The organism is Williamsia sp. Y712, assembly GCF_059445525.1.
Window position 1 is genome coordinate 166,228 of the sequence record NZ_JCAIUN010000001.1, and the last position, 22,308, is coordinate 188,535.

Below are 22,308 nucleotides of genomic sequence, written 5' to 3' on the forward strand. Positions count from 1 at the left end.
ACATGGCTTGCTGACTCATGTGGCAGTTTGGTCCTGGTTCTCCTCGGGCGGCCTAGCTCGGTGCCGTGGTACCCGTCAGTTCCCGCATACCGCTGACGAGCTTGTCGAGCGGGGTTGCCGTGGGGAACACGGCCGCCGCACCGATGTCGAGCAACTTCTGCACATCGGACTGCGGAATCGTCCCACCGACAATCACTTTGATGTCTCCGGCGCCGGCCTCGCGCAGGGCGTCAACCACGCGCTTGGTCAGACCGACATGGGCGCCCGAGAGAATGCTCAGACCCACAACGGTGCAGTCCTCCTGCAGTGCGATCGAGACGATGTCCTCGATCCGTTGCCGGATACCGGTGTAGATCACCTCGAATCCCGCATCACGCAGGGTGCGGGCAACGATCTTGGCGCCTTTGTCGTGGCCGTCGAGACCGGGCTTGGCGACGAGAATACGGGCGGTCATCAGAACACCACCGGCTGCGAGAACTCGCCCCACACGTCTTTGAGCGCGGTGGTCATCTCTCCGACGGTGCAATATGCGTTCGCACAATCAATCAAGGGTTGCATGAGGTTTTCCGTTCCTTCCGCGGCTCGCGACAGCTGCGCCAGCGTGTTCTTCACGGCCTCGTCATCACGCTCGGCCTTGACCTTCGCCAAACGCTTGAGCTGCAACTCGCGCCCTTCGGCGTCGAGTTCGTAGGTCGCGATGTCCGGTGCTGCTTCTTCGGATGCAAAGCGGTTGACACCCACGACGGGGCGTACTCCCTGCTCGATGTCCTGATGGATCTTGTATGCCTCGTCGGCGATCAGACCCTGCAGGTAGCCGTCCTCGATCGCGGCGACCATGCCACCGTGGTTCTCCAGGTCGCTCATGATCTCGATGATCTTCTTCTCGGTGGCGTCGGTGAGAGCCTCCACGAAGTACGAGCCACCGAGGGGATCGGCGACGCGGGTGACGCCGGTTTCGAGAGCCAGGATCTGCTGGGTGCGCAGCGCCATCGTCGCCGACTCCTCGCTGGGAAGCGCGAAGGGCTCATCCCAGGCAGCGGTGAACATCGACTGCACACCACCGAGAACCGAGGCCATCGCCTCATAGGCCACGCGGACCAGGTTGTTCTGGGCCTGCGGTGCGTACAGCGAGGCACCGCCTGCAACACAGCCGAAGCGGAACATCGCGGCCTTCTCCGTCTTGGCGCCGTACCGTTCCCGCACGATCGTCGCCCAGCGGCGGCGACCGGCCCGGTACTTGGCGATCTCCTCGAAGAAGTCGCCATGTGTGTAGAAGAAGAAGGAGATCTGCGGCGCGAACTGATCGATGGTCATCCGACCGCGCTCGACAACCGTGTCGCAATAGGTGACACCGTCGGCGAGCGTGAAGGCCATCTCCTGCACGGCATTTGCGCCCGCGTCACGGAAATGCGCGCCGGCGACGGAGATCGCGTTGAAACGCGGGACCTCGGCGGCACAGAACTCGATGGTGTCGGCGATCAGTCGCAGCGACGGCTCCGGCGGCCAGATCCAGGTGCCACGCGAGGCGTACTCCTTGAGCACGTCATTCTGGATTGTGCCCGTGAGCTTTTCGCGGGGCACACCCTTCTTCTCGGCGGCAGCGACATAGAGGGCCAGCAGAATCGCGGCCGTGCCGTTGATCGTGAAGCTGGTACTGATCTTGTCCAGCGGGATGTCGGCGAACAGGATCTCTGCGTCCGCGAGGGTGTCGACCGCACAACCCACCCGGCCGACCTCGTCGGTGAACTCGGGATCGTCGGAGTCGTAACCGCACTGGGTCGGAAGATCGAGCGCCACCGAAAGTCCGGTGCCGCCCTGTCCGAGCAGGTACTTGTACCGCTCATTGGACTCTTCGGCGGTTCCGAAACCGGAGTACTGCCGGAAGGTCCAGAGCCGTCCGCGATATCCCGACGGAAAGTTGCCGCGGGTGAAGGGAAATTCGCCGGGAGCAGGCGGGGACGCCCCATCAGGATTCGGTCCGTACACCGAGTCAAGAGGGATGCCAGAGGAGGTTTCCACGTTCTCGTTCATTGTTGAATACCGTACTTGCAAAAAATGAGAATGCCAATACCATTTATCGTGAATGGTCCTTGAGCTGCTGCTCAACGCAGTGGCACGGACCAATCGGAGAGAGGACCGCACACCAGATGACCACCGACGCCACCCGCCGCGAGACCTATGACGCAGGTATGAAGGTTCGCGAGGAGGTGGTCGGGGCCGAGTACGTCGCACGCGCGGTCGCCGCCACCACCGACTTCACCCGACCGATGCAAGAGCTGGTGACCGAGTATTGCTGGGGCGCGGTGTGGACCCGCCCCGGACTCGGGCGCCGCGAGCGCTCGATGATCAACCTGGCGATGCTCACCGCACTCGGCAAGCCGACCGAACTCGCCGCCCACGTCCGCGGCGCGCTCACCAACGGGGTGACGCCGGAAGAAATCCAGGAGGTCCTGTTGCAGACCGCGATCTATGTCGGAGTCCCGGCTGCGCTCGAATCCTTCCGAGTGGCAAACGAAATCGTTGCGGAGCACCTCGCATGAGCACCAGTGAAAAGAACAAGGTCGCGTTCGTCGGCCTGGGCAACATGGGCGCCCAGATGTCGATCCGGCTGCTCGACGCCGGTTACGACGTCATCGGATTCGACCCGACCGAAGCAGCTCGCGAAGCCCTCGTCACCGCGGGCGGCAAGTCCGCCACCACCGCGGCCGAAGCCGTCGACGGTGCCGAATACGTCATCCTCATGCTGCCGAGTTCACGTGTCGTCGAGGCCGTACTCGGCGACGAGGCGGTACTGGCCGCACTGACTCCCGGCACCACCGTCATCGACATGAGCTCATCGGAGCCACTATCAACGGTCGAACTCGCCAAGGCGGTCGAGAAGACCGGAGCAGTCCTGGTCGACGCGCCGGTCTCCGGCGGAGTTGCCGGTGCGCAGGGCGGGAAGCTGACGATCATGGCCGGCGGCACCGCAGAATCCGTCGCCGCGATCTCCGATGTGATGGCGCCGATGGGAACGATGACCCGTGTCGGCGACACCGGCGCAGGTCACGCCCTCAAATCGATCAACAACCTGATGGCTGCGGTTGGGCTCCTCGTCACCTCCGAAGGCGTGGCCATCGGACGGCGCTTCGGTCTCGACCAAGAGCTGATGGTCTCGATGCTGAACTCGTCGAGCGGCCAGAATGCGGCCACGGATGTGAAGTTCCCCCGGTTCGTCATTCCCGAGACCTACAACTCGGGCTTCCGGATGGAACTGATGCTGAAGGACATGCGGATCGCCACCGGACTCGCATCGGCGATCGGTGTCCCCACCCCGCTCGGCGAACGAGCTGTCGAGGTCTGGGCTACCGCCGACAAAGATCTCGGTCCCGGAGCCGATCAGACCGAGATCGCGAAGTGGACCACTTCCCAAACCCGATAATGTGCCCTTTTGGCGCACGTTTTCCCAGGTGGACGCCGCCAGAACCCCACACTATCGGGGTGCGGTGGGCGACTGGGCGAAGTGCGCCTCGATGATTGCCCGGACGGTGTGCCGGCAGCGACCACAGTCGCGGCCGGCACCACAGGCGTTCGCGACCTCTTTGGACGTGCGCGCCCCATCGATCACGGCCTGCTCGACGACGTGACTCGTAACCCCTTGGCACAGACAGACATACATCGCGGGTACCTGCGACTAACCGATCATCTGTAGTTCCATGACCCGCTCCAGCTTTCCGACGAACAGCGGCGGGTACACGCCGACACCGGCGCCTTGCATCCATTCCGCGGCCGCGTCAGGCCGCTCGACCCAGGCGATGGCATTTTCTTCGGTGTCCAGTTCCACCAGGATCATCACTTCTTGGCGATCGTCGAAGGCCTGGTAGATCCAGACCCTGCGCACCCCGGCGGCAATGAAACGCCGCAAACTGACGCGCACCCTGTCCAGCAGAGTCGTCACGTCGTCCACCGGCGCGATGGCTGCGACGATCACCCCCGAATCCCCGGACGCAGGCGATTCGAGTTCGATTTTTTCGACGACATCGCCTGCGAACATCGGTGGAATTTCTTCGACCCCGGCCGCGTCGTACCAATCCATCACCGCGGGGCTGCGCAAGAGTTTGTCGATCGATCCCCGATCACGCAGTCCCAGCGTGGCGAACACGCGTTTGGGATCATGAAGCGCCCGGTAGACAACGAGGTGGTGGGCACCGAGACGAGCCAGCGAATCATTGTTCACCGCAAGGCGTTCCAGGATCCCGGCTTCGTCGGACACGGAAAAGTCCGCGGCCAGAATTCGCGAATGCTGGGTCATTTGAGCCCGTCCCTGGTGTCTGAGGTCTGTCATTGCCGGTCGAATCGCCATGCTACCGGGTAAATTGAATTCAGCGCGTGGGTTCATACAGCCCCACCAGGACCAGCCCTCCCGGTGTCTGAAAACACCCGCTTCTTTTGACGTGAGGAGAAACCATGCAAGGAGATCCCGAGGTTCTCAAACTGCTCAACGAACAGTTGACCAGTGAACTGACGGCCATCAACCAGTACTTTCTGCATTCGAAAATGCAGGAACACTGGGGATTCACCGAAATAGCCGCAACCACCCGCGCCGAGTCCTTCGACGAAATGAACCATGCCGAAGCGCTCACCAACCGGATCCTGCTGCTCGACGGACTGCCCAACTACCAGCGGTTGTTCTCGCTGAAAGTAGGCCAGACACTGCGCGAGCAATTCGTCAGCGACCGGGCCATCGAGGTCGACGTCATCAACCGACTGAAGCCGGGAATCGCGATGTGCCGTGAAAAACACGACACCACCAGTGCAATTCTGCTGGAAGGGATTCTGGCCGACGAGGAAACACATCTCGACTATCTCGACACCCAACTGGAGTTGATGGACACGCTCGGCGAGGCACTCTATCTCGCGCAGTGCGTGGCACGCCCTCCGAAGTGATCCGGGGCGGTCGCATGTAGGTCGCCGAGGCGACTTCGACGCACCCATGCTCTGCGACTACCCTCGGCTCCAAAGGCTATGACACGAGGGCCTGATACCGGGTCCTCGTGTCTTGGCCATGGTTCACGTGAGGAATTGATGTTCAAGAAGGTCGGCACGGTCATCGCAGCCCTGTGCGCACTACTCGCACTCACCAGCCTGGGGGTGTCGACCGCAACGGCGGCCCCGGCGAAGGTCGACCTCGGTGGTGGGTCCGGTCTCCTGTTCCCGGAAGCTCGGGGCGGATTCAGCGCCTGCACACTGACCGCCATCGGACACGATCAGAACAATGCCCTGGTCGGCCTGACCGCCGGACATTGCGGCGATGCCGGCACGCCGGTTCTCGCAGAATCAGCCAGATCCGCAGGGCACATCGGCCAGATCACCTACACGAACGACGTCCTCGACTACGCGATCATCCGGTTCGATGCCGCCAAGGTCAATCCCGTCCAGCGAGTCGGCGGCGTGACGATTCGCGGACTCCGCACGCAGGAGCCGCAATTCCTCGAACTCATGTGCAAGGAAGGCCGCACCACCGGCAATACCTGCGGCGTCACCTGGTTCTCGGACGGTTTTGCGCACTTCAGTCAGATCTGCGTTGTCGAGGGCGATTCCGGTAGCCCCGTGGTCGTCGGCGACCGCCTGGTCGGCATGGTCAACGCTTACTACTTCTTCGGCTGCATCGGCCCGGAGACCGGCACCAACATCAAGCCGATCCTCGACGACATGCGCCAGCGCGGCGTCACGGACTTCCGGGTCGTCTGACCTCTGGCGGTCACGAACTTTCAGATTCCGCCCACCTCTGCGGCCTCCCCAACCCGATCTCGGTATCGGCACCGAAGGGAGCCCGTGGCAGGTGGGCGGTTTTCATTGCGTTCCGGTAGATCGCGACAAAGGCCGCGACCAGTGCCACGCCGAGTAGGGCTGCGATTATCACGGCTTCGATTTCCATGTCCGAAACTATGCGCCCGAAAAGATCAAGCCAACAGTGGCCAATTTGACGGCTATCGCAAATTTTCTGCCATAATGGTTTCGTGTTGAAATCAGTCGCGATCATCCTGCAAGAACCGGTGGCAGCGTTCGAGTACGGCGTCGTGTGCGAGGTCTTCGGTGTCGATCGAACTGACGAGGGCGTACCCCGGATGGATCTTCGGGTGTGCGGGATAGAACCGGGCAAACCACTGAACTTCACCACCGGCGCCCAGATCGTCCCGACCTACGGACTCGACGCCTGCGCCGACGCCGATCTCGTGGCGATCCCGGCCGGCCGGCTCAGCGCCGACTACCCCGAAGAGGTACTCGATGTCCTCCGCGCGGCCGACAAGCGGGGCGCCTACATCCTGTCGGTGTGCACCGGAGCTTTTGTGCTCGCCGCCGCCGGACTACTCAACGGAAAGTCAGCCACCACCCACTGGCGGTACGGCACGCAGATGGCCGAACTGTTCCCCGAGGTCCACATCAACACCGATGTCCTCTACGTCCAAGAGGACAACATCATCACCAGTGCAGGCACGGCCGCCGGTATCGATGCCAGCCTGCATCTGATCCGGACCGAACACGGTCCGGTCGCGGCAAACAAGATCGCCCGGCGGATGGTGGTACCTCCGCACCGCGATGGCGGGCAACGTCAATTCGTGAAAGAGCCTGTCCCCGAATGTGACAACGATGGATTCGGGCAGGTCCTCGGTTGGATGCTGACCAATCTCGACACCGACATAGCCATCGCCGACATGGCCGCAAAGGCACATATGTCGCCGCGCACATTTGCCCGCAGATTCCGCGACGAGGTGGGCACCAGTCCGCTTCGATGGCTCACGGAACAACGGGTGCTGGCCGCGCAGGGATTGCTGGAGTCGAGTGATCACGGCATCGAGGAGATCGCACGGCAGGTGGGATTCGGTTCGGCAACACTGCTGCGTCACCACTTCTCGACGGCTGTGGGCATCACACCCACCGCGTTCCGGACCCGTTTCGGCTGCGTCGGCTGACTCCGGCGTGCCTCTACGATGGGTCCGACCCCCGACCGGAAGCAGCGAAGACGATGACCAGCAACTCAGGCGATTCAGGTGACAACCGTCCAGATCTGAACAAGTATCCGGACAACACCGAAGCGACGCAATCGTTTACGCCCCCGGTCAATCCCTACCCTGAGCAGCCGACGTACCCGCCGTCGCCGTCCGATCAGTTCGCGCCGTATACCCCGCCGCAGTACGGGGATCCACTTCAGACGCAATACCCCTCCCAGCAATATCCGCCGCAGCCACAGCAGTACCCGACACCCCAATACCCGACGCATCTCAACCCGGCGCAGCAATACCCGGCACCGCAGTATCCTGAGCCCGGGTCTGCGATGGGTGGCCCTCCGGCGGTACGGCTCCAACCCGCCGCGGTCGCAGCAACTCGCGCCCTCGGGGCCGTGGCAATGGTGGGCGCATTGCTGTTCATCGCATACGGCTGGTTGACCTGGGCTTCGTTCGAGCCGAAATACACCGATGCAGCAAAGGGTTCCGTCAACGGCTGGGGCCAGGTGTTCCAGGATGGTTCGCAGCTCATCATGGATCCGGGAACAACCGGGACACCCTTCGCGGCAGTCTTCATCCCGTTCTTGGTACTTCCGGTGGTCATTTTGGCGCTGCTCGTCATGTGCAACATCGGCCGTTTCGGCAACTCGATCGCGATCCTCGTCCTGTCGGCCCTGCACCTGTTCGCGGCACTGGCATTTCTTGCCGTGCCCAGCACGTGCATCATCTTCGACAACGAAGAGGATTCGATCCTGTTCGAAGGGCTGAACAACTTCTCGACAGGGCCCGGCGCCATCCTGGCAACCGTGACGTTGGTGGTCATGATCGGGACGAGCATCGCGGGAATCGTTCTGGGTCGCAAAACGATCAACCCGGAACCTGCTGCACCAGTCGGTTACGGCCGATATCCCGGATTCTGACGCTCACCGGCCGTCGGCGTGCGCTGTCCCGTCATCGACGAGACCAGCTCGCAACAAGAGCCGCCACCGCAGTGTGAGCACCTGCCGCAACTCTCTCAGGCGTCAGACGGCTCCGGCTCATAGGAATCGGCGAATGAGATCCGCGGCAGCGTGGTCGCCGCGTATACCGTCAGCGCCAGGAAAACCACGAAGGTGAGCGCGAAACCGGCTGCCACAACCGCAAATCCGTAATGGACGGCTTGCTCGATGATGCCCTCGCCCGACACCCACAAGGAGGCAAACGCCGAGAGCACGGTACCCAGTAACGCCCAGGCGGCTCCTCTGGCCCGCGGACCCACGGTTGATACAAAGAACAACCGCTCGTAGATGGCGGTCTCGAACTCGTCGACAGCGGCCGCCCGCACCGGATCGTCCCCGGCGACCGTCCGCAACTTCACCGCCAGATCGACGTCCCTGTCGAGGCGCTGCGCCTCGGTCTGCCGATAAAAGACGTACAGGCCCACCCCGATGACCACCGCCAGAACGAAAATCCCTACACCCACTGCCGCCCACGATGTGTCATTCACCTGACACACGTTACAGAAAGCGTCCTATCACGCCAGTGCGCCGAAGGCCGCGGACGACACCGGTGATCATTTGAACTGTGTATGGGTCTGTTCACCGGGTCCGCCGATGCCTACGATAACGCGGTATCAAAAGTGCAAGTTTCGAACTCATAGGAAAATGGGTCAGATGGCCGAGTTGATCGGATTGACCAAGCGCGTTGTCGAAGCACGACTGAACAACACGTCAGTCAAGGCAGTGAGCGGATCGATGATCTCGTACCAGGGACAGGTCGAGTTCAAATCGGCCGGATTCGGTGGCGGATCAGGCGTTCTCGCCGGGCTCAAACAAAAGGCGACCGGCGAGTCGCTGAAGTTGATGGAGTGCACCGGAAACGGCATCGTGCATCTGGCGATCAACGCGCAGTACACGACCGTTCTGCAACTCAACAACGAGACCATCCAGGTCGAGTCACGGCAACTCCTGGCCATGGCGGGCAATTTGCAGACCAATGTCCAATTTGCCGGAATTGGTGGGATGTCCAGCGGTCAAGGACTTTTCACCACCACCGTGACCGGCAGCGGCCAGGTCGCGCTGTTGTCGGCAGGCGGACCGCTGATCCATCTCGAGGTCAACCCCAACCTCCCGTTGGTGGTCGATCCAGACGCATTCGTCTCTGCCAAAGGCCAACTACAACAGTCCTTTGTGACCGACGTCAGCTGGCGTTCAATGATCGGCCAAGACGGCGGGGAGGCCTTTTCGCTGCGTTGGCAGGGTCAGGGTGTCGTGTCCATCCAACCTGCGGAGCGGTGAGCGACATGGTTTTTGAGAAGATCAACTCGAAGGTTGTCAAGGTCGACGTCGGCCAGGCCGGTGGTGTGGTCGCCCGAAAAGGTGCCATGCTCTTCTACACCGGCCAGATCCATTTCTCTCCGCACCAGATCCCCGGGGCAGGCGGGATGCCCGGCCTTGGCGGTATGGGTGCCGTCGCCGGTATGGCAGGCCGGATGATGCGCGGTGAACACGAGGCCACCATGATGGCGCAGGGTCACGGCCAGATCCACTATGGATTCGGCGGGCTGGCAGTGCATGTCATCGACATGCCCCAGGGCGGCACCGTCACCGCCGATGCATCCAGAACACTGGGTTATACCGCGGGTCTGCAGGCCTCCATCGTATCGATGACGTCCCAGGGCAACGGCAGCGGCGGTGGACGCGGCGGAGGGCTGATGGGAGCGCTCCGCGGAGCTGCGACCGGCGCACTGACCGGCGACGGCATGTTCACCACTCAGCTGCAAGGGATGGGTTCGGTGGTCTTGCTGGCCCACGGTGAGGTGCTGGAGATCCAGGTCGGTGGTCAGTACCCGGTCATCGTCGATCCGCAGGCGTTTGTCGGCACGTTCGGAAATGTTCAGACCCAGCTGAAGTCGACCGCGGGCTGGCGCGATGCCGTCGGACGTGGAGCCGGCGAGGCGATGCAGTTGCTGTGCCAGGGGCAAGGAACTGTGTTCGTACAAGCGTCCGAAGAGAAGCTGTAGGGGAAAAACGATGAGCGACATACTCAATCCGTCAATGCTGCAGGGCGATGACAACATTCCCGGCAACAGCTACGCGTACTACATGCAGATGACCAAGCCCTGGATCATGTCCAAGGGCGCGATGATCGCCTACTACGGGCAGATGCAGTTCCAGGCCCTCATCCAGGGCATGCAGACCACGATGATGCAGCAACTCGCCGGCACCATCAGCGCCCCGCTGTACATGGGCGACTTCATCATTGCCCAGGGACAGGGCACGCTCATCATCGGCGACCGCGGATATGACATCAACTCCTACGACCTCGAAGACGGCAACCTCACGGTGCGGGCCGCGAATCTCCTCGCGTTCGAGCCGGGACTGCAGCTCAACCAGTCGATCGTCCCCGGATACCTCACGCTCATCGGCAGCGGTAAGTTCCTGGCATCGTCGAACGGACCGGTCATGTTCGCCGAACCACCGCTTCGCGTCGACCCCGAAGCCCTTGTCGGATGGGCCGACTGCCCCTCCCCCAGCCATCATTACGACCAAAGCTGGGTCACTGGGTTCATGGCCGCGGGCGCGGCCATGATGGGTGCGGCCAGTGGAGAAGAGCAGCAGTTCGACTTCACCGGATCCGGCACGGTCCTGATCCAGTCCAGCGAGAAGGTCATCAACGATCACAATCTGGTGCGAAGCCTGGAAAGTCAGATCCCGGGCCTGTCGTCGGTGGGCCTCACCCGGCTGAACCAGAAGATCCAGTCACAGATGGCTCAGCAACAACAAAGCTACTGAGCCCGAGCAATATTCGGGTACATCCGATGAACGGCCGGGTTCACAGCAGGTAGACCAGCGCGAGCCCGGCCGCACAAGCGGCCACAGAGAGAACCAACGAACCGGCAGCGTAGACCATTGCCGCACCACGTCGCTCTTGTTGGAGCAGTTGAACGGTCTCGACACTCGCCGTGCTGAATGTGGTGAAACCACCGCAGAATCCGGTACCGACGATCGACTGCAGCTCCGTGGCTCCCGCGTGGAACATCACCAACCCGGAGACCACACCGATGATCAGGGAGCCGGTCACGTTGATGACCCCGGTGCCCCACGGGAACGTCACCGAGATCCTGCGCTTGGCCTCCGAATCGACCACAAACCGGAGGACGGCACCCAGCGCCCCTGCCAGCGCCACCCAAAAGATCATCGGTGCCGCACGGTACTGCGGTGAACCGCTGCGGCCGCCGATATCCCGGCCCAGGCCATCAGACCTCCCACGACAACCGTCGTCGCCATATATCCCACTGCCGTACCGAGATTGCCGTCACGAAAGAGCCGCGTCGACTCCAGGGAAAACGCGCTGTAGGTCGTGAAGGTGCCACAGAAACCGGTCCCCAGGAACAACCGCGTGCGCTGACGCCACCCGATATCGGAGCCCGTGCGAACCAGCGCCTCCAACACCACACCCAATACGAATGCTCCGGCCAGGTTGATCAGAAACGTGGTCCAAGGCCATCCGGATGGGTCAAAGGGGTACGCCTTCTCGAGCAGGTAGCGGGCTCCGGTACCCAACAGGCCGCCGACGAAGATCGGGACCAGCGCACTGCGGCGCAGATGCAACGGGCGGTCGGACATCTGTACGAATCTACCGCCCGCAAGCGGTACAGGCGATATCACACGCAAAAGCCCCCCACGGCCGGGGGGATGGCCGTGGGGGGCTTTACGCCAGGCGATGCGGGCTGCGCATCACCTGCGGTCTCGGGTCAGGCGACCTGCGCCTGCCACATCCAGTGCAGTTGCTCGAGTCGTGCGGCAAAACCGATCAGCAGATCCTGGGTGACCGGATCGGCCTTTTCGGTGGCCTCGATACGGGACCGCAGTCCGTCGACAACGGTCTTGATGTTGGCGACGATCGCCTTCACCACATCGACGTCCTTGGTCCAGCCATCGCCGAAACCCTTGGTACCGGCAGTCTTTGCCACGGTCTCGGCCCGACCGTCCGGGCTGACACCGATCGCGGTGGCACGCTCTGCCGCGGCGTCGGTGAAGTCACGCGCAGCCGTGACCAGTTCATCCAGTTCGAGGTGAACCGAACGGAACTGCTGGCCGACGACGTTCCAGTGCGCCTGCTTGGCGATCAGCGACAGGTCGATCATGTCGACAACGGTCTCCTGCAGCGCCTTACCTGCCACAGCCTGCTGGTCTTTGCTCAGTGTGCTGGTGATGGGATTGGTCATTCCGCTACCTCCTGTGCGCGCAAAAATGCGATTGAGTCTGTTGGGTTCAACCCTGGCCGACAGACGCCTATTCCCCGTTTCGGACGCCCTCTTCGACCCGCTTGCCCAGGTCTGCATCCACGTTCTTCCAGTACTCGAACACACGCGAGAGAACCGGCTCCCGAACGCCACCGAGCACGTGTCCAACGATGTTGCCCACCAGTCGTTCCCGGGCCTCATCGTCGAGCACCTCGCGATACAGGATTCCCGCCTGCGTGAAGTCACCGTCTTCGGCATGTTCGATGTAGCCGGCACGAATTGCCCGTCCGTCGAACTCCCACAGTCCTTCGTCGCCGGCCGCCTCTGGATCAGCGTGCGGTCCGCCGAATGAATTCGGTGCATACACAGGGGTGTTCGGGTCACTGAAGGTGTAGGCCATCGCGCCTTCCTTCGAGTACGTGTTGACCGTGGCGGCCTTCGCCGCGTTCACCGGCAGTTGCGCAAAGTTGGTCCCGATGCGGTGCCGATGAGCGTCGGCGTAGCTGAAGACCCGGCCGAGCAGCATCTTGTCGGGCGAAAAGCCGATTCCCGGAACCACATTCGACGGCCCAAACGACGCCAGCTCGATCTCGGAGAAGAAGTTCTCCGGATTCCGGTTCAGCGTCCACTTGCCGACCTCGATCAGCGGGTAGTCCTTCTGCGACCAGACCTTGGTCAGGTCAAACGGATTGAACCGGTATGCCTCTGCCTCTGCGACCGGCATGACCTGGACCTTCATGGTCCACGTCGGGAACTCGCCACGCTCGATGGCCTCATAGAGATCCTGGCGGTGGTAGTCGGGATCGGTACCGGCAAGTGTGTCGGCTTCGGCCTGGGTCAGGAACTCGATCCCCTGATCGGACTTGAAGTGGTACTTCACCCAGAAGCGCTCACCTGCGGCGTTCACCCACTGGTAGGTGTGCGAACCGAAGCCGTCCATGTTCCGCCAGCTCTTCGGGATGCCCCGGTCACCCATCAACCAGGTCACCTGATGCGCAGTCTCCGGACGCAATGTCCAGAAATCCCACTGCATGTTGTGGTCACGCAAACCCGAACCGGGCAAGCGCTTTTGACTGCGGATGAAGTCGGGGAACTTGATGGGGTCCTTGATGAAGAAGATCGGCGTGTTGTTGCCGACGAGGTCGTAGTTGCCGTCCTCGGTGTAGAACTTCATCGCGAAGCCGCGCGGGTCGCGCCAGGTGTCAGGACTGCCCTGCTCTCCGGCGACCGTCGAGAAGCGGACCAGCGATTCTGTCTTCTTGCCCGGCTGCAGAAACTTGGCCTTGGTGTACTTCGACACGTCTCCGGTGATCGTCAATTCACCAAATGCACCGCCGCCCTTGGCATGTACAACACGCTCCGGGACCCGCTCGCGGTTGAACTGGGCGAGCTTCTCGATCAGGTAGTGGTCATGGAGCAGGATCGGTCCCTGAGTTCCTGCGGTCAGCGACTCATTGTCGCTCGACACCGGGATCCCAGCATTGGTGGTGGTCCGTGGGGTCATTTATTTACCTCCTGTTGAGTTCGCGCCGAGGGCTGCTCAATGCGTATTGAAAGGTGTTGCAATTCAAGAAGATATGAAGATGTCGGCGCCGACCCCAATGGCCGGCGACAGGGGTTCGAGAATTTACTCCGACTCAGGCCTTGCCTGGCATTGCGAGCACAGACCCCAGAACGTCACTTCGGCCTCGTCGATCATGAAACCGTTGTCGACATTCGGCTGCAGGCACGGCGCCATCCCCACCACACAATCGACGTCGCGGACATCGCCGCAACTCCGACACACGAGATGATGATGGTTGTCGCCGGTCCGGCTCTCGTACCGAACGGAAGAACCGGCCGGTTCGATGCGGCGCAGCAGTCCCCGTTCGGAACAGACCCGCAGCACGTCGTACACGGTCTGCGTGGACACGCCCCCGAGTTGCTCACGGACGCGGGCAGCAACGAAGTCGGCCGTGGAATGCGGATGGGTCTCCAACAGCCCGAGCACAGCCACGCGTGGCGCTGTCACCCGAAGACCCACCGCACGCAGCTGTTGCTGCGGATCGCTGGGGGGCTGCTGGAAACTCATGACACTGACCATACCGCCTTTTCTGGAATCAGTCCAGATAATCTCCCAAGTCTCTCCGGAAATCTCGAATCGGCAGCTAGCGGGCCCAGAACGTGTCCACGGGCCTGATTGGAAGACCGGTAAACGGGGAACAACTCCGTGGTGACCACCTCATCGAACGACCCCACCGAAAACTCACCGAGCGAGACCGGAGACCGCGGGCAACCGGACAGCACCATCTCGCTGACCGATGCCGTCCGACCAGACGGGGCGCGTCCGATCGCACGCGCACTGCTGGCAGTCGAGAATGTAAAAGCCGTCGATGGACCGGCGAACGCGCTCGCCGGACTCCTTGACGCCAAATTTCCTCCGGCAGCCCTGACATTCCTGCGCGGGCAGTGGCTGGGGCATCCGCTTCACCCCATCCTCGTGACCGTCCCCATCGGTGCCTGGATGGCCGTGCCGCTGCTCGATGCGACCGGCCAACGCGCCGCCGCCCAGCGCCTGGTCGCATTCGGGCTCATGGCCGCTGTTCCCGCAGGCGTCACCGGCCTCGTCGAATACACCACGCTCGACGCACCTCAGCGCCGTGTCGCGGTGTTCCACATGGCGACGAACACGATCGGCCTGGCCTGCTTCGCCCGATCCTGGCGAAAGCGTCGGCGCGGCAACGCAGTACGCGGATCGATCTGGTCGATGGCGGGACTTGCCGTCTCCGGTGTCTCGGGTGCGCTGGGTGGGCACCTCTCGTACGCCCAGAGCGCAGGCGTGTTGCGGGAACGGTGATCACGCGGCCCATGTCCGGCTCTGCGATCCGGACATTGACCTCAAGTCGGACATCGCCACCAACGGCGTCGGTGAGCACCTAAGCTGGGAACATCCGACTGGGCTGGGAGGCCATGATGTCGAACTTCTCACTGCGTGCTGCAGTACGTCTGATTGCGAGCGCCGCACTGATCACGGCAACGATATCCGTGGTGGGAGCCCCGGCGGCACAGGCCGCGGCGACCTGTCCAGGCGCCGGGCAAGCGCCGGTACTGGTCGCCCAGGTTCCCGGTGCCGCGCTCGAGGGGCTCACCGTCGATCCCGCTGGTCGTCTCTACACCACAGATCTGATCAGCGGCCGCCTGTTCCGCATAGATCGCCCGGGAGCCGGTGCCGTACCGGTGGCGACCGTCCCCAACGGCGGCGGTGGAGCCCTGGCCTGGACCCCGGACGGCACGCTTCTGGTCGGCTATGGCGCCGACGTACGGGTTCTTGTCGGCGATGTGTTGCGCGCAGCCTCCATCGCGAAGTTCTCGCCCTCCACCGGACAATTGACGCCGTTTGTCACCGGGCTGAGCGCGGCGAACGGTTTGGCCGTGGCGGGCAACGGGACCATCTACGCCACCAACGATTTCGGCGCACTGATCGGGCGGGTGTTCCCCAACGGAGCCGTGCAGCCGGATTGGGCGAGCCTGCCGAGCGCCAACGGTGCGGTACTCGGCAACGATGACGGATATCTTTACGTCTCACGCACATTCGTCAATCCGGGTGTCAGCCGGATCCCGGTCAACAACCCCGGCGCACCACAGTCTTTGGTCACGTTCGGCGGCGCCGATGTGATCGTGGCGGCAGATGGTCTGACGCTGGACTCCCAGAACCGGCCGATCGTGCCCACCGACATCAGTGGCGAGATCTTGCGGGTCGACGGACCGAACAGGTTCTGCGCCCTGGCATCCGGACTACCGGCGTCGAGCGTGGTCTCCTACGGCCGTGGCGACTCCGGGTTCTCCAACGGACGGCTCTTCAGGGCCGGCTTCGACGGCAACATCTACGAGATCCCCGGCGCCTTCGATCCCAACGCGAGCACCGCAGCGCCGTAACCCCGGACCGCGCCGATAGCGCCGATAGCGCCGATAGCGCCGTAATCGTGCCGGGCACGGTCAACGGAGTTGTTGGTCGATGGCGGCTCGGGCTGACGCCAGCAGGGCGGTTCTATCAGGCACGTCCGCAACCGGCGCCGGTCGGCGATCGATGACGGGTGCATCGGGTGCCTGGTCAGCGGCGGCGTGCAGCAACATCGAGCACTCGTGGTCGCCGAGTTCGTCGAGCAGATCGGCGAGATTGCGCAATGCGGCCCAGAGGTGCGTCCAATTGCCGGTGCCCGCAAAGTAGTCGATCACCTCGCGGTATCCACCAAGTGCTTCTCGAATGCGACCGCTACGGGACCGCACGGTCAGCAATCCGACGGTGGCCACGCCGATCAGGAACGTGGCACCGGTGGCCCGGGCCAGTTCGATCGTGCGGAGGTAGTGCCCTTCGGCGATCAGGCCGTTGCCTGCGAAGTTCTCGATCTCGCCGTCCACGTACTCGTTCCAGGCAATCATCGAGGGGAAGTTCGCGCCGGCGCGGCCTCGACTGTTCAAAGTCCGGGCCGCCTCGATGTCTCCCGAATAGACCGCCGCGAGCGCCGCGATTCCCAGCGGCTCAGCAGGCCGCGGTGTCACTTTTTCTGCGGCCAGGCAGTATTCGAGAACCTCCGGGTAGTCGCCACGCGCCAGCGCCGTCACCGACAGGGTGGCCAGGCACGTCCAGGTCTCGGATGAATGTGTGGCACAGCTCAGCCCGATGCGTGAAAGCTCCTCGGCGCGTGCGTGATCCCCGCTGTGGTACGCCGCCTCAGCGGCCACACCGAAGGTGAACGTCGCCCCGGGGTGCGTGAGCAGGCCCGGATCGGCGGCCAATTCCTGGGCCCACCCGCGCAACTCGATGAGGTCGCGATACGAGATCGCGTCGAAGAGTGAGTTGATCATCGATACCGCCGCGTCCATCGACCCATGACTCCGGGCCAGTCGCCATGCGGCTCGCACATTGCCCAGCTCACGGCGCAGATCCGCATCCGCCTCCGGTTCGCGATCGGTCATCATGGCCGCGCCGATGTCTCGAGAGCGTTCGATTGCCCAGTCCAGCAACAAGTTCTCCGCCGACACTCTTTCGTTCGCAGCGACCAGCCGATCGCCGCCGAAGGTACGAATCGTCTCCAGGATCCGGTATCGGGCGGTGCCTCCGGAGACGTCGACGATGATCATCGAGGCATCGACAAGCCGAGCCAGAATCGCGCCAGGGTCGCCAGGTATGTCCAGGTCTGCCGAGAGTCGTTCCGCTGCCGCCAGGTCGATGCCGTCGGCAAAGACCGTCAGGTGCCGGAACAGTCGTTGTTCATCGGGATCGAGCAGGTCATACGACCACTCGATCGTCGAACGCAGGGTGCGATGCCGCAGGTCTCCGGTCGGGCGTCCGCCACCGAGCAGGTCCAGCGAGCGGTCCAGCCGGTCATGCAGGTCCGTCAGCGTGAAGGTCGACAACCGTCCCGCGGCCAACTCGATGGCCAGCGGTATCCCGTCGAGTCGGCTGACGATCTCGCCGACAGTGTCCAATTGACGGGCCGTCGGTTCAAGATCCGGGTGGACACGGCGACCGCGTTCGACGAACAACTCCACCGACGGAGCCGTGGAACCGTCGTGATCACCGGTGGGCAGGGGTAGGGGCCACAGGCGCCACGCGAGTTCTATCGGAAGTCCCAGTGATTCACGGGACGTCGCGAAGATGGTCAGGCGAGGGCAGGCATCGAGGAGGCTTACGACCACATCGCGGGCCGCGTCGAGCAGGTGTTCACAGTTGTCCACCAGCACCATCTGCTCGCGATCGCCGAGCACCGCGGCACATGCACTGACCACATCTCCTCGAATCACGTTGACGTTCAACGCCGCCGCCAGCGCGTGCGGGACGGCTGCAGGGTCGGTCAGCGGCGCAAGCAGCAGGACCGTCACCTCCGGCGCACTGCGAGCGATCTCCAGCGCAATACTCGTCTTCCCCACACCCCCGGGACCGACCAGTGTGACAAGCCGTTCCTTTTTGAGCAGTTCCCGCAACTCGGCGACCTGCTGATCACGGCCGATCAGTCGCGTCCGCGGCAATCGGGGGCTCGTCGACATCACCGTGGACGGTCCCGCGGCGCCTCCGGCGATCTCACGTTCGAGCGTCGACAACGCCGGCGACGGATCCAGGCCCATATCGTCGGCCAACCGGGCACGGAATCGTCGTCCGACCGAAAGTGCCTCCGACGACTCGCCGGTGGCCGCCAGGGCACGCATCGCCAGCAACACCGCAGGCTCCCGCAGCGGATCGGTGGCCAGCCAGGAGGTGGCCAGTCCCACGGTCTGCCCTGCGGCTCCGGCTTCGATCGCACAGTGGATCAGGGTGTCGGTCACCTCGCGGTGCAACTGACGGCATTCCTCGACCGCGACTGCGATATCCGTGATGTCGGTCAGATCGGTGAGCAGTGGTCCACGCCAGAGGTCGTCTGCCTTCCGCAACAGATCCAGGGCCCCGGCCGGGTCGCGATCCATTCGACTTCTGGCCTGCGACAACAGCTGTCGCGCGTGCGAAACATCCAGCTCCTCCGATGACAGATCGAGGCGATAGCCGGCGGCGATAGCCTGTAGCCGCGCCGACGCCGGACCGAGATGTCCCCGCAGTCGCGAAATGTGCGCCTGGAGCGCCGATCGTCCCGACGCAGGCGCCTCCGATGACCACAGCGCGTCCACCAACTGACCGACCGGCACCGTCCTGCCCGCTGCAAACGCGAGCATCGCGAGAACCGCCCGGCGTTTCGGACCCTTCACATCCACGGCCGCGCCATCGACAACGAGTCGGAGCGGCCCGAGAACCTCCACCCGGACCGGTGGCGACATCGCATCGCCGACCATCGCCCACCTCCTGTCAGTGCCGTGCCTGCCGCTGTCAGCGGCGTGTCTGCCACCGCATCGACGCTGTTCAGTGTGACCGGTTGAACCGGTCCACCGCATCAGTTAGTCACTTGAAGGAGCAGTTGAGATGGATGAAAACAAGATCATGGAGTTTCTCGGCCGAGTCGTCACCGACATGGGCGCTGCCGGCGCCGCCGGTTCGATCACCGTTGGCAACCGCCTCGGTCTTTACCGTGCCCTCGCACAGGGCCCGGCCACTGCAGAAGCATTCGCACAGCGGACCGGCTACGACGAGCGGTACCTCACGGAGTGGTTGCGCGGTCAGGCCGCCGGCGGATACGTGGGGTACGAGCCGTCCACCGGCGAGTTCTCGATGACCGACGAGCAGGCATTCTGCCTCGCCGACCCGAACGGACCGAACGTATCAGCGGCATTTGTGGGCGTTCTCGGCTACTTGCGAGCCGAACCTGCCATCACCGAAGCATTTCGCACCGGTGCAGGTGTCGGGTGGCACGAGCACGATCACAGCGTGTTCACCGGTATCGACGCCTTCTATCGTCCCGGCTATGCCGCCGAGCTGATCCCGAATTGGATTCCCGCCCTCGACGGGGTGGAAGCGAAACTCACTGCGGGAGCATCGATCGCCGATATCGGTTGCGGTCTCGGTTCGTCATCGGTCTTGATGGCGCAGTCGTTTCCGCACAGCACATTCGTCGGTGTGGACTACCACGACGAGTCCATCGATCTCGCGCGCAAGCACGCCGCCGATGCCGGGGTCGGAGATCGTGCCACGTTTGAAGTCGGCACAGCACAGGACTTTTCGGGTCGCGACTACGATCTGATCACGATGTTCGACTGCCTACACGACATGGGCGATCCACTTGGTGCGGCCCGGCAGGTTCGCAAGGCCATCGCAGCCGACGGCACGTGGCTCCTGGTCGAACCGATCACGGCCGAGAAGGTCGAGGACACATTCAATCCGGTTGGGCGCCTTTACTACAGCGGATCGACGTTCCTCTGCGTCCCCAACGCCCTGTCCCAAACGGGTGGTTACGCACTCGGCGCGCAGGCTCCCGAATCGGCACTACGTCAGATCGTGGGCGAGGCCGGATTCACCAGGTTCCGGTTGGCCGCGCAGACCGCATTCAACAACGTCTACGAAATCCGTCCCTGACCCGTTCCATCACCGAGACCCCACCCACCCAGAGAGGCCGACATGGACATCCCGGTTGTCGCAGGCGCCGTCGCCACCGCGGTGTTCGCCTTCAGCACACTGCCGATGTTGACCAAGGCATGGCGCACCAAGGACGTGAACTCCTACAGTCCAGGCAACATCGCCTTGGCCAACATCGGCAATCTGATCTATCTCGTCTACGTCCTGCATCTCCCACTCGGACCGGTTCTGGTGCTGCACCTGTTCCACACGTTGAGCACCGGACTCATGCTGTTCTGGTACGTGCGGTACGTGGTGCTGCCGGGAGCCGGCGCCCGCCCCGCAGGCTCCGATCACGTCGACGACACCGTGCTGCCAACCGTGCGACGACGGTGAAAGGTCTCGCGTGATCATCCGAAAGCGTGGGAGTTTGCAGGTCTGACGGATATAGGGTGACCTCAACCAGTCGAGAAGGGGCTCTGCGGTGGCGGCAAAAACAGGCTCTGGGTTGGTCCTCGCGGTATTGGCATCAGGGCAGTTCCTGATGACACTCGACAGTTCGGTCATGAACGTCTCGATGGCAACGGTGGCGGACGACATCGGTACCACGATCACCGGAATCCAGACAGCGATCACGATGTACACGCTTGTGATGGCGAGTCTGATGATCACCGGCAGCAAGATCGGGACCATGCTCGGACGGCGCCGCGCTTTCGCGATCGGGCTGATCATCTACGGCGTCGGATCGACGATCACCGCCCTGGCCCCGAACCTGCCGGTGCTGCTCATCGGGTGGTCTCTGCTCGAGGGCATCGGCGCGGCGCTCATCATGCCTGCAATCGTCGCCTTGGTGGCCGCCAACTTCCCGCCCGACGGTCGCGCAGGCGCATACGGGTTGGTGGCGGCGGCCGGCGCAATGGCCGTCGCGGTGGGACCGCTGCTCGGCGGCGCGGTCACGACATTCGCCTCATGGCGTTACGTCTTCGTCGGCGAGGTCGTGATCGTTGTCGCAATCCTGTTGGTATTGCGCAAGATCAACGACGTACCACCGGTCAGCATCCGGCTCGACGTCGTCGGGTCCTTGCTGTCCGTCGCGGGCCTGGGCATGTTCGTCTACGGCGTCCTGCGCTCGAGCGAATGGGGTTGGGTGCAGGCCAAGCCGGGCGGCACCGAACTCGCCGGACTGTCGCCGGTGATCTGGCTGCTCCTGGGCGGCCTGCTCGTCCTCTACGGCTTCCTGCGCTGGGAGACCCATCTCGCCGAGACCGATGGCGAACCACTGATCGATCCGGCTATGCTCCGCAATCGGCAACTCACCGGCGGGTTGTCGATGTTCTTCGCGCAGTTCCTCGTCCAGGCCGGCGTGTTCTTCGCGGTCCCACTGTTCCTGTCGGTGGTTCTCGAATTGAGTGCTCTGCAGACCGGCGTCCGCATCTTGCCGCTGTCGATCGCTTTGATAATCGCCGCCATCGGGATACCGAAGATCTGGCCGAAGGCGAACCCACGCCGGGTCATCCGGATCGGATTGACGTCGATGATCAGCGGCATCGGAATCCTCGTTGCCGGAATGGATCCCGGGGCCAATGCCGCCGTCGTCATGATCCCGATGCTCTTCATGGGATTCGGGCTGGGCTCACTGTCCTCGCAGTTGGGCGCGGTGACGGTATCCGCGGTTCCCGATTCGCAGAGCGCCGAGGTCGGCGGCCTTCAGAACACCGCAACCAATCTCGGCGCATCGCTCGGTACCGCACTGATCGGCTCGATCCTCATCGCCACGCTCACCACGTCCGCCATTTCGGGCCTCGAGGACAACCCCGACGTCCCCGCGTCCGTCGCGCAACAGGCGTCAACCGAACTCGCGTCCGGAGTGCCGTTCGTGTCCAACACCCAACTCCAGGAATCGTTGGCGAAGGCAGGCGTGCCCGCAGACACGGCCTCTGCGGTGATCGACGTGAACTCCGATGCCCGTCTCGCGGCGTTGCGGGCGGCGTTTGCACTGGCCGCCCTACTCGCCGTCGCCGCACTCTTCGCGACCGGCCGGATCCCGCGAACACCGGCGGGCACGCCGGTGGCGGCAGTGGAGACGACGAACCAGCCGTGACGATCAGGGCCACGCCGTCCGCGACGGCCCTGATCGTCGC

26 protein-coding genes are annotated in these 22,308 nt (G+C 63.3%); 14 read left to right on the forward strand and 12 right to left on the reverse strand.

Translation table 11 applies throughout. The annotated features are described in order from the left end of the window. Nucleotides 1–52: 52 nt before the first annotated feature. On the reverse strand, nucleotides 53–454 hold the full coding sequence (locus AC1D75_RS00835) for a cobalamin B12-binding domain-containing protein (RefSeq protein ID WP_495513445.1): 402 nt from the start codon (nucleotides 452–454) through the stop codon (nucleotides 53–55). Further along, nucleotides 454–2,031, reverse strand: a complete 1,578-nt coding sequence (locus AC1D75_RS00840; RefSeq protein WP_495513446.1) for a methylmalonyl-CoA mutase family protein — start codon at nucleotides 2,029–2,031, stop codon at nucleotides 454–456. The genes AC1D75_RS00835 and AC1D75_RS00840 overlap by 1 nt, the downstream gene beginning before the upstream one ends. A gap of 116 nt (nucleotides 2,032–2,147) precedes the next feature. Here AC1D75_RS00840 and pcaC point away from each other — a divergent pair, with 116 nt between their 5' ends. Together pcaC and AC1D75_RS00850 are read left to right on the forward strand one after the other, a co-directional pair. Further along, nucleotides 2,148–2,540, forward strand: a complete 393-nt coding sequence (gene pcaC, locus AC1D75_RS00845; protein ID WP_482137060.1) for a 4-carboxymuconolactone decarboxylase — start codon at nucleotides 2,148–2,150, stop codon at nucleotides 2,538–2,540. Beyond that, complete coding sequence (locus tag AC1D75_RS00850) at nucleotides 2,537–3,421, forward strand: NAD(P)-dependent oxidoreductase (protein ID WP_495513447.1); 885 nt, start codon at nucleotides 2,537–2,539, stop codon at nucleotides 3,419–3,421. Before pcaC ends, AC1D75_RS00850 begins: the two co-directional genes overlap by 4 nt. 51 nt (nucleotides 3,422–3,472) lie before the next feature. Here the strand turns inward: AC1D75_RS00850 and AC1D75_RS00855 are convergent, their stop codons facing one another. After that, entirely contained in the window at nucleotides 3,473–3,658 is a 186-nt protein-coding gene (locus tag AC1D75_RS00855; RefSeq protein ID WP_482137058.1) for a (2Fe-2S)-binding protein, read from the reverse strand. Between the two features lie 15 nt (nucleotides 3,659–3,673). Next, a complete protein-coding gene (locus AC1D75_RS00860; RefSeq protein WP_495513448.1) occupies nucleotides 3,674–4,291 on the reverse strand; it encodes a fatty-acid--CoA ligase in 618 nt (205 codons plus the stop codon). A 155-nt stretch (nucleotides 4,292–4,446) separates the two neighbouring features. Between AC1D75_RS00860 and bfr the strand changes: the two genes are divergently transcribed. Together bfr and AC1D75_RS00870 are read left to right on the forward strand one after the other, a co-directional pair. Further along, entirely contained in the window at nucleotides 4,447–4,926 is a 480-nt protein-coding gene (bfr, locus tag AC1D75_RS00865; protein ID WP_495513449.1) for a bacterioferritin, read from the forward strand. Between the two features lie 138 nt (nucleotides 4,927–5,064). Next, nucleotides 5,065–5,730, forward strand: a complete 666-nt coding sequence (locus AC1D75_RS00870; protein WP_495513450.1) for a chymotrypsin family serine protease — start codon at nucleotides 5,065–5,067, stop codon at nucleotides 5,728–5,730. 10 nt (nucleotides 5,731–5,740) lie between these two features. Here the strand turns inward: AC1D75_RS00870 and AC1D75_RS00875 are convergent, their stop codons facing one another. Beyond that, nucleotides 5,741–5,917 carry a hypothetical protein gene (locus AC1D75_RS00875; RefSeq protein WP_495513451.1) on the reverse strand — a complete coding sequence of 59 codons (177 nt, stop codon included), beginning with the start codon at nucleotides 5,915–5,917 and terminating at the stop codon, nucleotides 5,741–5,743. A gap of 82 nt (nucleotides 5,918–5,999) precedes the next feature. On the opposite strand from AC1D75_RS00875, the gene AC1D75_RS00880 reads away from it, so the two are divergent. Then, nucleotides 6,000–6,953, forward strand: a complete 954-nt coding sequence (locus AC1D75_RS00880) for a GlxA family transcriptional regulator (protein ID WP_495513452.1) — start codon at nucleotides 6,000–6,002, stop codon at nucleotides 6,951–6,953. A 53-nt stretch (nucleotides 6,954–7,006) separates the two neighbouring features. Next, nucleotides 7,007–7,906, forward strand: a complete 900-nt coding sequence (locus AC1D75_RS00885) for a hypothetical protein (protein ID WP_495513453.1) — start codon at nucleotides 7,007–7,009, stop codon at nucleotides 7,904–7,906. A gap of 95 nt (nucleotides 7,907–8,001) precedes the next feature. On the opposite strand, the gene AC1D75_RS00890 is transcribed toward AC1D75_RS00885, so the two are convergent. Further along, on the reverse strand, nucleotides 8,002–8,472 hold the full coding sequence (locus AC1D75_RS00890) for a hypothetical protein (protein WP_495513454.1): 471 nt from the start codon (nucleotides 8,470–8,472) through the stop codon (nucleotides 8,002–8,004). Nucleotides 8,473–8,638: 166 nt separating this feature from the next. Between AC1D75_RS00890 and AC1D75_RS00895 the strand changes: the two genes are divergently transcribed. Genes AC1D75_RS00895 through AC1D75_RS00905 form a run of 3 tightly spaced genes read left to right on the forward strand, consistent with a single transcriptional unit; the run spans nucleotide 8,639 to nucleotide 10,759 of the window. After that, nucleotides 8,639–9,262 carry an AIM24 family protein gene (locus AC1D75_RS00895; RefSeq protein ID WP_495513455.1) on the forward strand — a complete coding sequence of 208 codons (624 nt, stop codon included), beginning with the start codon at nucleotides 8,639–8,641 and terminating at the stop codon, nucleotides 9,260–9,262. 5 nt (nucleotides 9,263–9,267) lie between these two features. After that, on the forward strand, nucleotides 9,268–9,987 hold the full coding sequence (locus tag AC1D75_RS00900; protein ID WP_495513456.1) for an AIM24 family protein: 720 nt from the start codon (nucleotides 9,268–9,270) through the stop codon (nucleotides 9,985–9,987). Nucleotides 9,988–9,997: 10 nt separating this feature from the next. Further along, on the forward strand, nucleotides 9,998–10,759 hold the full coding sequence (locus AC1D75_RS00905) for an AIM24 family protein (RefSeq protein ID WP_495513457.1): 762 nt from the start codon (nucleotides 9,998–10,000) through the stop codon (nucleotides 10,757–10,759). Nucleotides 10,760–10,799: 40 nt separating this feature from the next. On the opposite strand, the gene crcB is transcribed toward AC1D75_RS00905, so the two are convergent. The 5 genes from crcB to AC1D75_RS00930 all read right to left on the reverse strand — a co-directional run bounded on the left by crcB (nucleotide 10,800) and on the right by AC1D75_RS00930 (nucleotide 14,284). Then, nucleotides 10,800–11,165 carry a fluoride efflux transporter CrcB gene (gene crcB, locus AC1D75_RS00910; RefSeq protein WP_495513458.1) on the reverse strand — a complete coding sequence of 122 codons (366 nt, stop codon included), beginning with the start codon at nucleotides 11,163–11,165 and terminating at the stop codon, nucleotides 10,800–10,802. After that, nucleotides 11,162–11,593, reverse strand: a complete 432-nt coding sequence (locus AC1D75_RS00915; protein ID WP_495513459.1) for a fluoride efflux transporter FluC — start codon at nucleotides 11,591–11,593, stop codon at nucleotides 11,162–11,164. Before AC1D75_RS00915 ends, crcB begins: the two co-directional genes overlap by 4 nt. Nucleotides 11,594–11,721: 128 nt before the next feature. Then, a complete protein-coding gene (locus AC1D75_RS00920) occupies nucleotides 11,722–12,195 on the reverse strand; it encodes a Dps family protein (protein ID WP_495513460.1) in 474 nt (157 codons plus the stop codon). A gap of 67 nt (nucleotides 12,196–12,262) precedes the next feature. After that, the gene (locus tag AC1D75_RS00925; RefSeq protein WP_495513461.1) at nucleotides 12,263–13,717 is read right to left on the reverse strand and encodes a catalase; all 1,455 of its coding nucleotides are present in this window, start codon (nucleotides 13,715–13,717) and stop codon (nucleotides 12,263–12,265) included. A gap of 123 nt (nucleotides 13,718–13,840) precedes the next feature. Continuing rightward, nucleotides 13,841–14,284, reverse strand: a complete 444-nt coding sequence (locus AC1D75_RS00930) for a Fur family transcriptional regulator (protein WP_495513462.1) — start codon at nucleotides 14,282–14,284, stop codon at nucleotides 13,841–13,843. A 141-nt stretch (nucleotides 14,285–14,425) separates the two neighbouring features. Here AC1D75_RS00930 and AC1D75_RS00935 point away from each other — a divergent pair, with 141 nt between their 5' ends. Both AC1D75_RS00935 and AC1D75_RS00940 read left to right on the forward strand, forming a co-directional pair. After that, entirely contained in the window at nucleotides 14,426–15,049 is a 624-nt protein-coding gene (locus AC1D75_RS00935) for a DUF2231 domain-containing protein (protein ID WP_495513463.1), read from the forward strand. 116 nt (nucleotides 15,050–15,165) lie between these two features. After that, nucleotides 15,166–16,128 (forward strand): SMP-30/gluconolactonase/LRE family protein, encoded by a 963-nt coding sequence (locus AC1D75_RS00940; protein ID WP_495513464.1) that lies wholly within the window; start codon nucleotides 15,166–15,168, stop codon nucleotides 16,126–16,128. A gap of 60 nt (nucleotides 16,129–16,188) precedes the next feature. Here AC1D75_RS00940 and AC1D75_RS00945 read toward each other — a convergent pair whose 3' ends face one another. Further along, on the reverse strand, nucleotides 16,189–19,014 hold the full coding sequence (locus AC1D75_RS00945) for an AfsR/SARP family transcriptional regulator (RefSeq protein ID WP_495513465.1): 2,826 nt from the start codon (nucleotides 19,012–19,014) through the stop codon (nucleotides 16,189–16,191). A 127-nt stretch (nucleotides 19,015–19,141) separates the two neighbouring features. Between AC1D75_RS00945 and AC1D75_RS00950 the strand changes: the two genes are divergently transcribed. From AC1D75_RS00950 to AC1D75_RS00960, 3 genes are all read left to right on the forward strand, one after another. Beyond that, complete coding sequence (locus AC1D75_RS00950; RefSeq protein WP_495513466.1) at nucleotides 19,142–20,188, forward strand: class I SAM-dependent methyltransferase; 1,047 nt, start codon at nucleotides 19,142–19,144, stop codon at nucleotides 20,186–20,188. A 42-nt stretch (nucleotides 20,189–20,230) separates the two neighbouring features. Then, a complete protein-coding gene (locus tag AC1D75_RS00955; RefSeq protein ID WP_495513467.1) occupies nucleotides 20,231–20,563 on the forward strand; it encodes a PQ-loop domain-containing transporter in 333 nt (110 codons plus the stop codon). Nucleotides 20,564–20,651: 88 nt separating this feature from the next. After that, the gene (locus AC1D75_RS00960; RefSeq protein WP_495513468.1) at nucleotides 20,652–22,268 is read left to right on the forward strand and encodes an MFS transporter; all 1,617 of its coding nucleotides are present in this window, start codon (nucleotides 20,652–20,654) and stop codon (nucleotides 22,266–22,268) included. The last annotated feature ends 40 nt before the right edge of the window (nucleotides 22,269–22,308 follow it).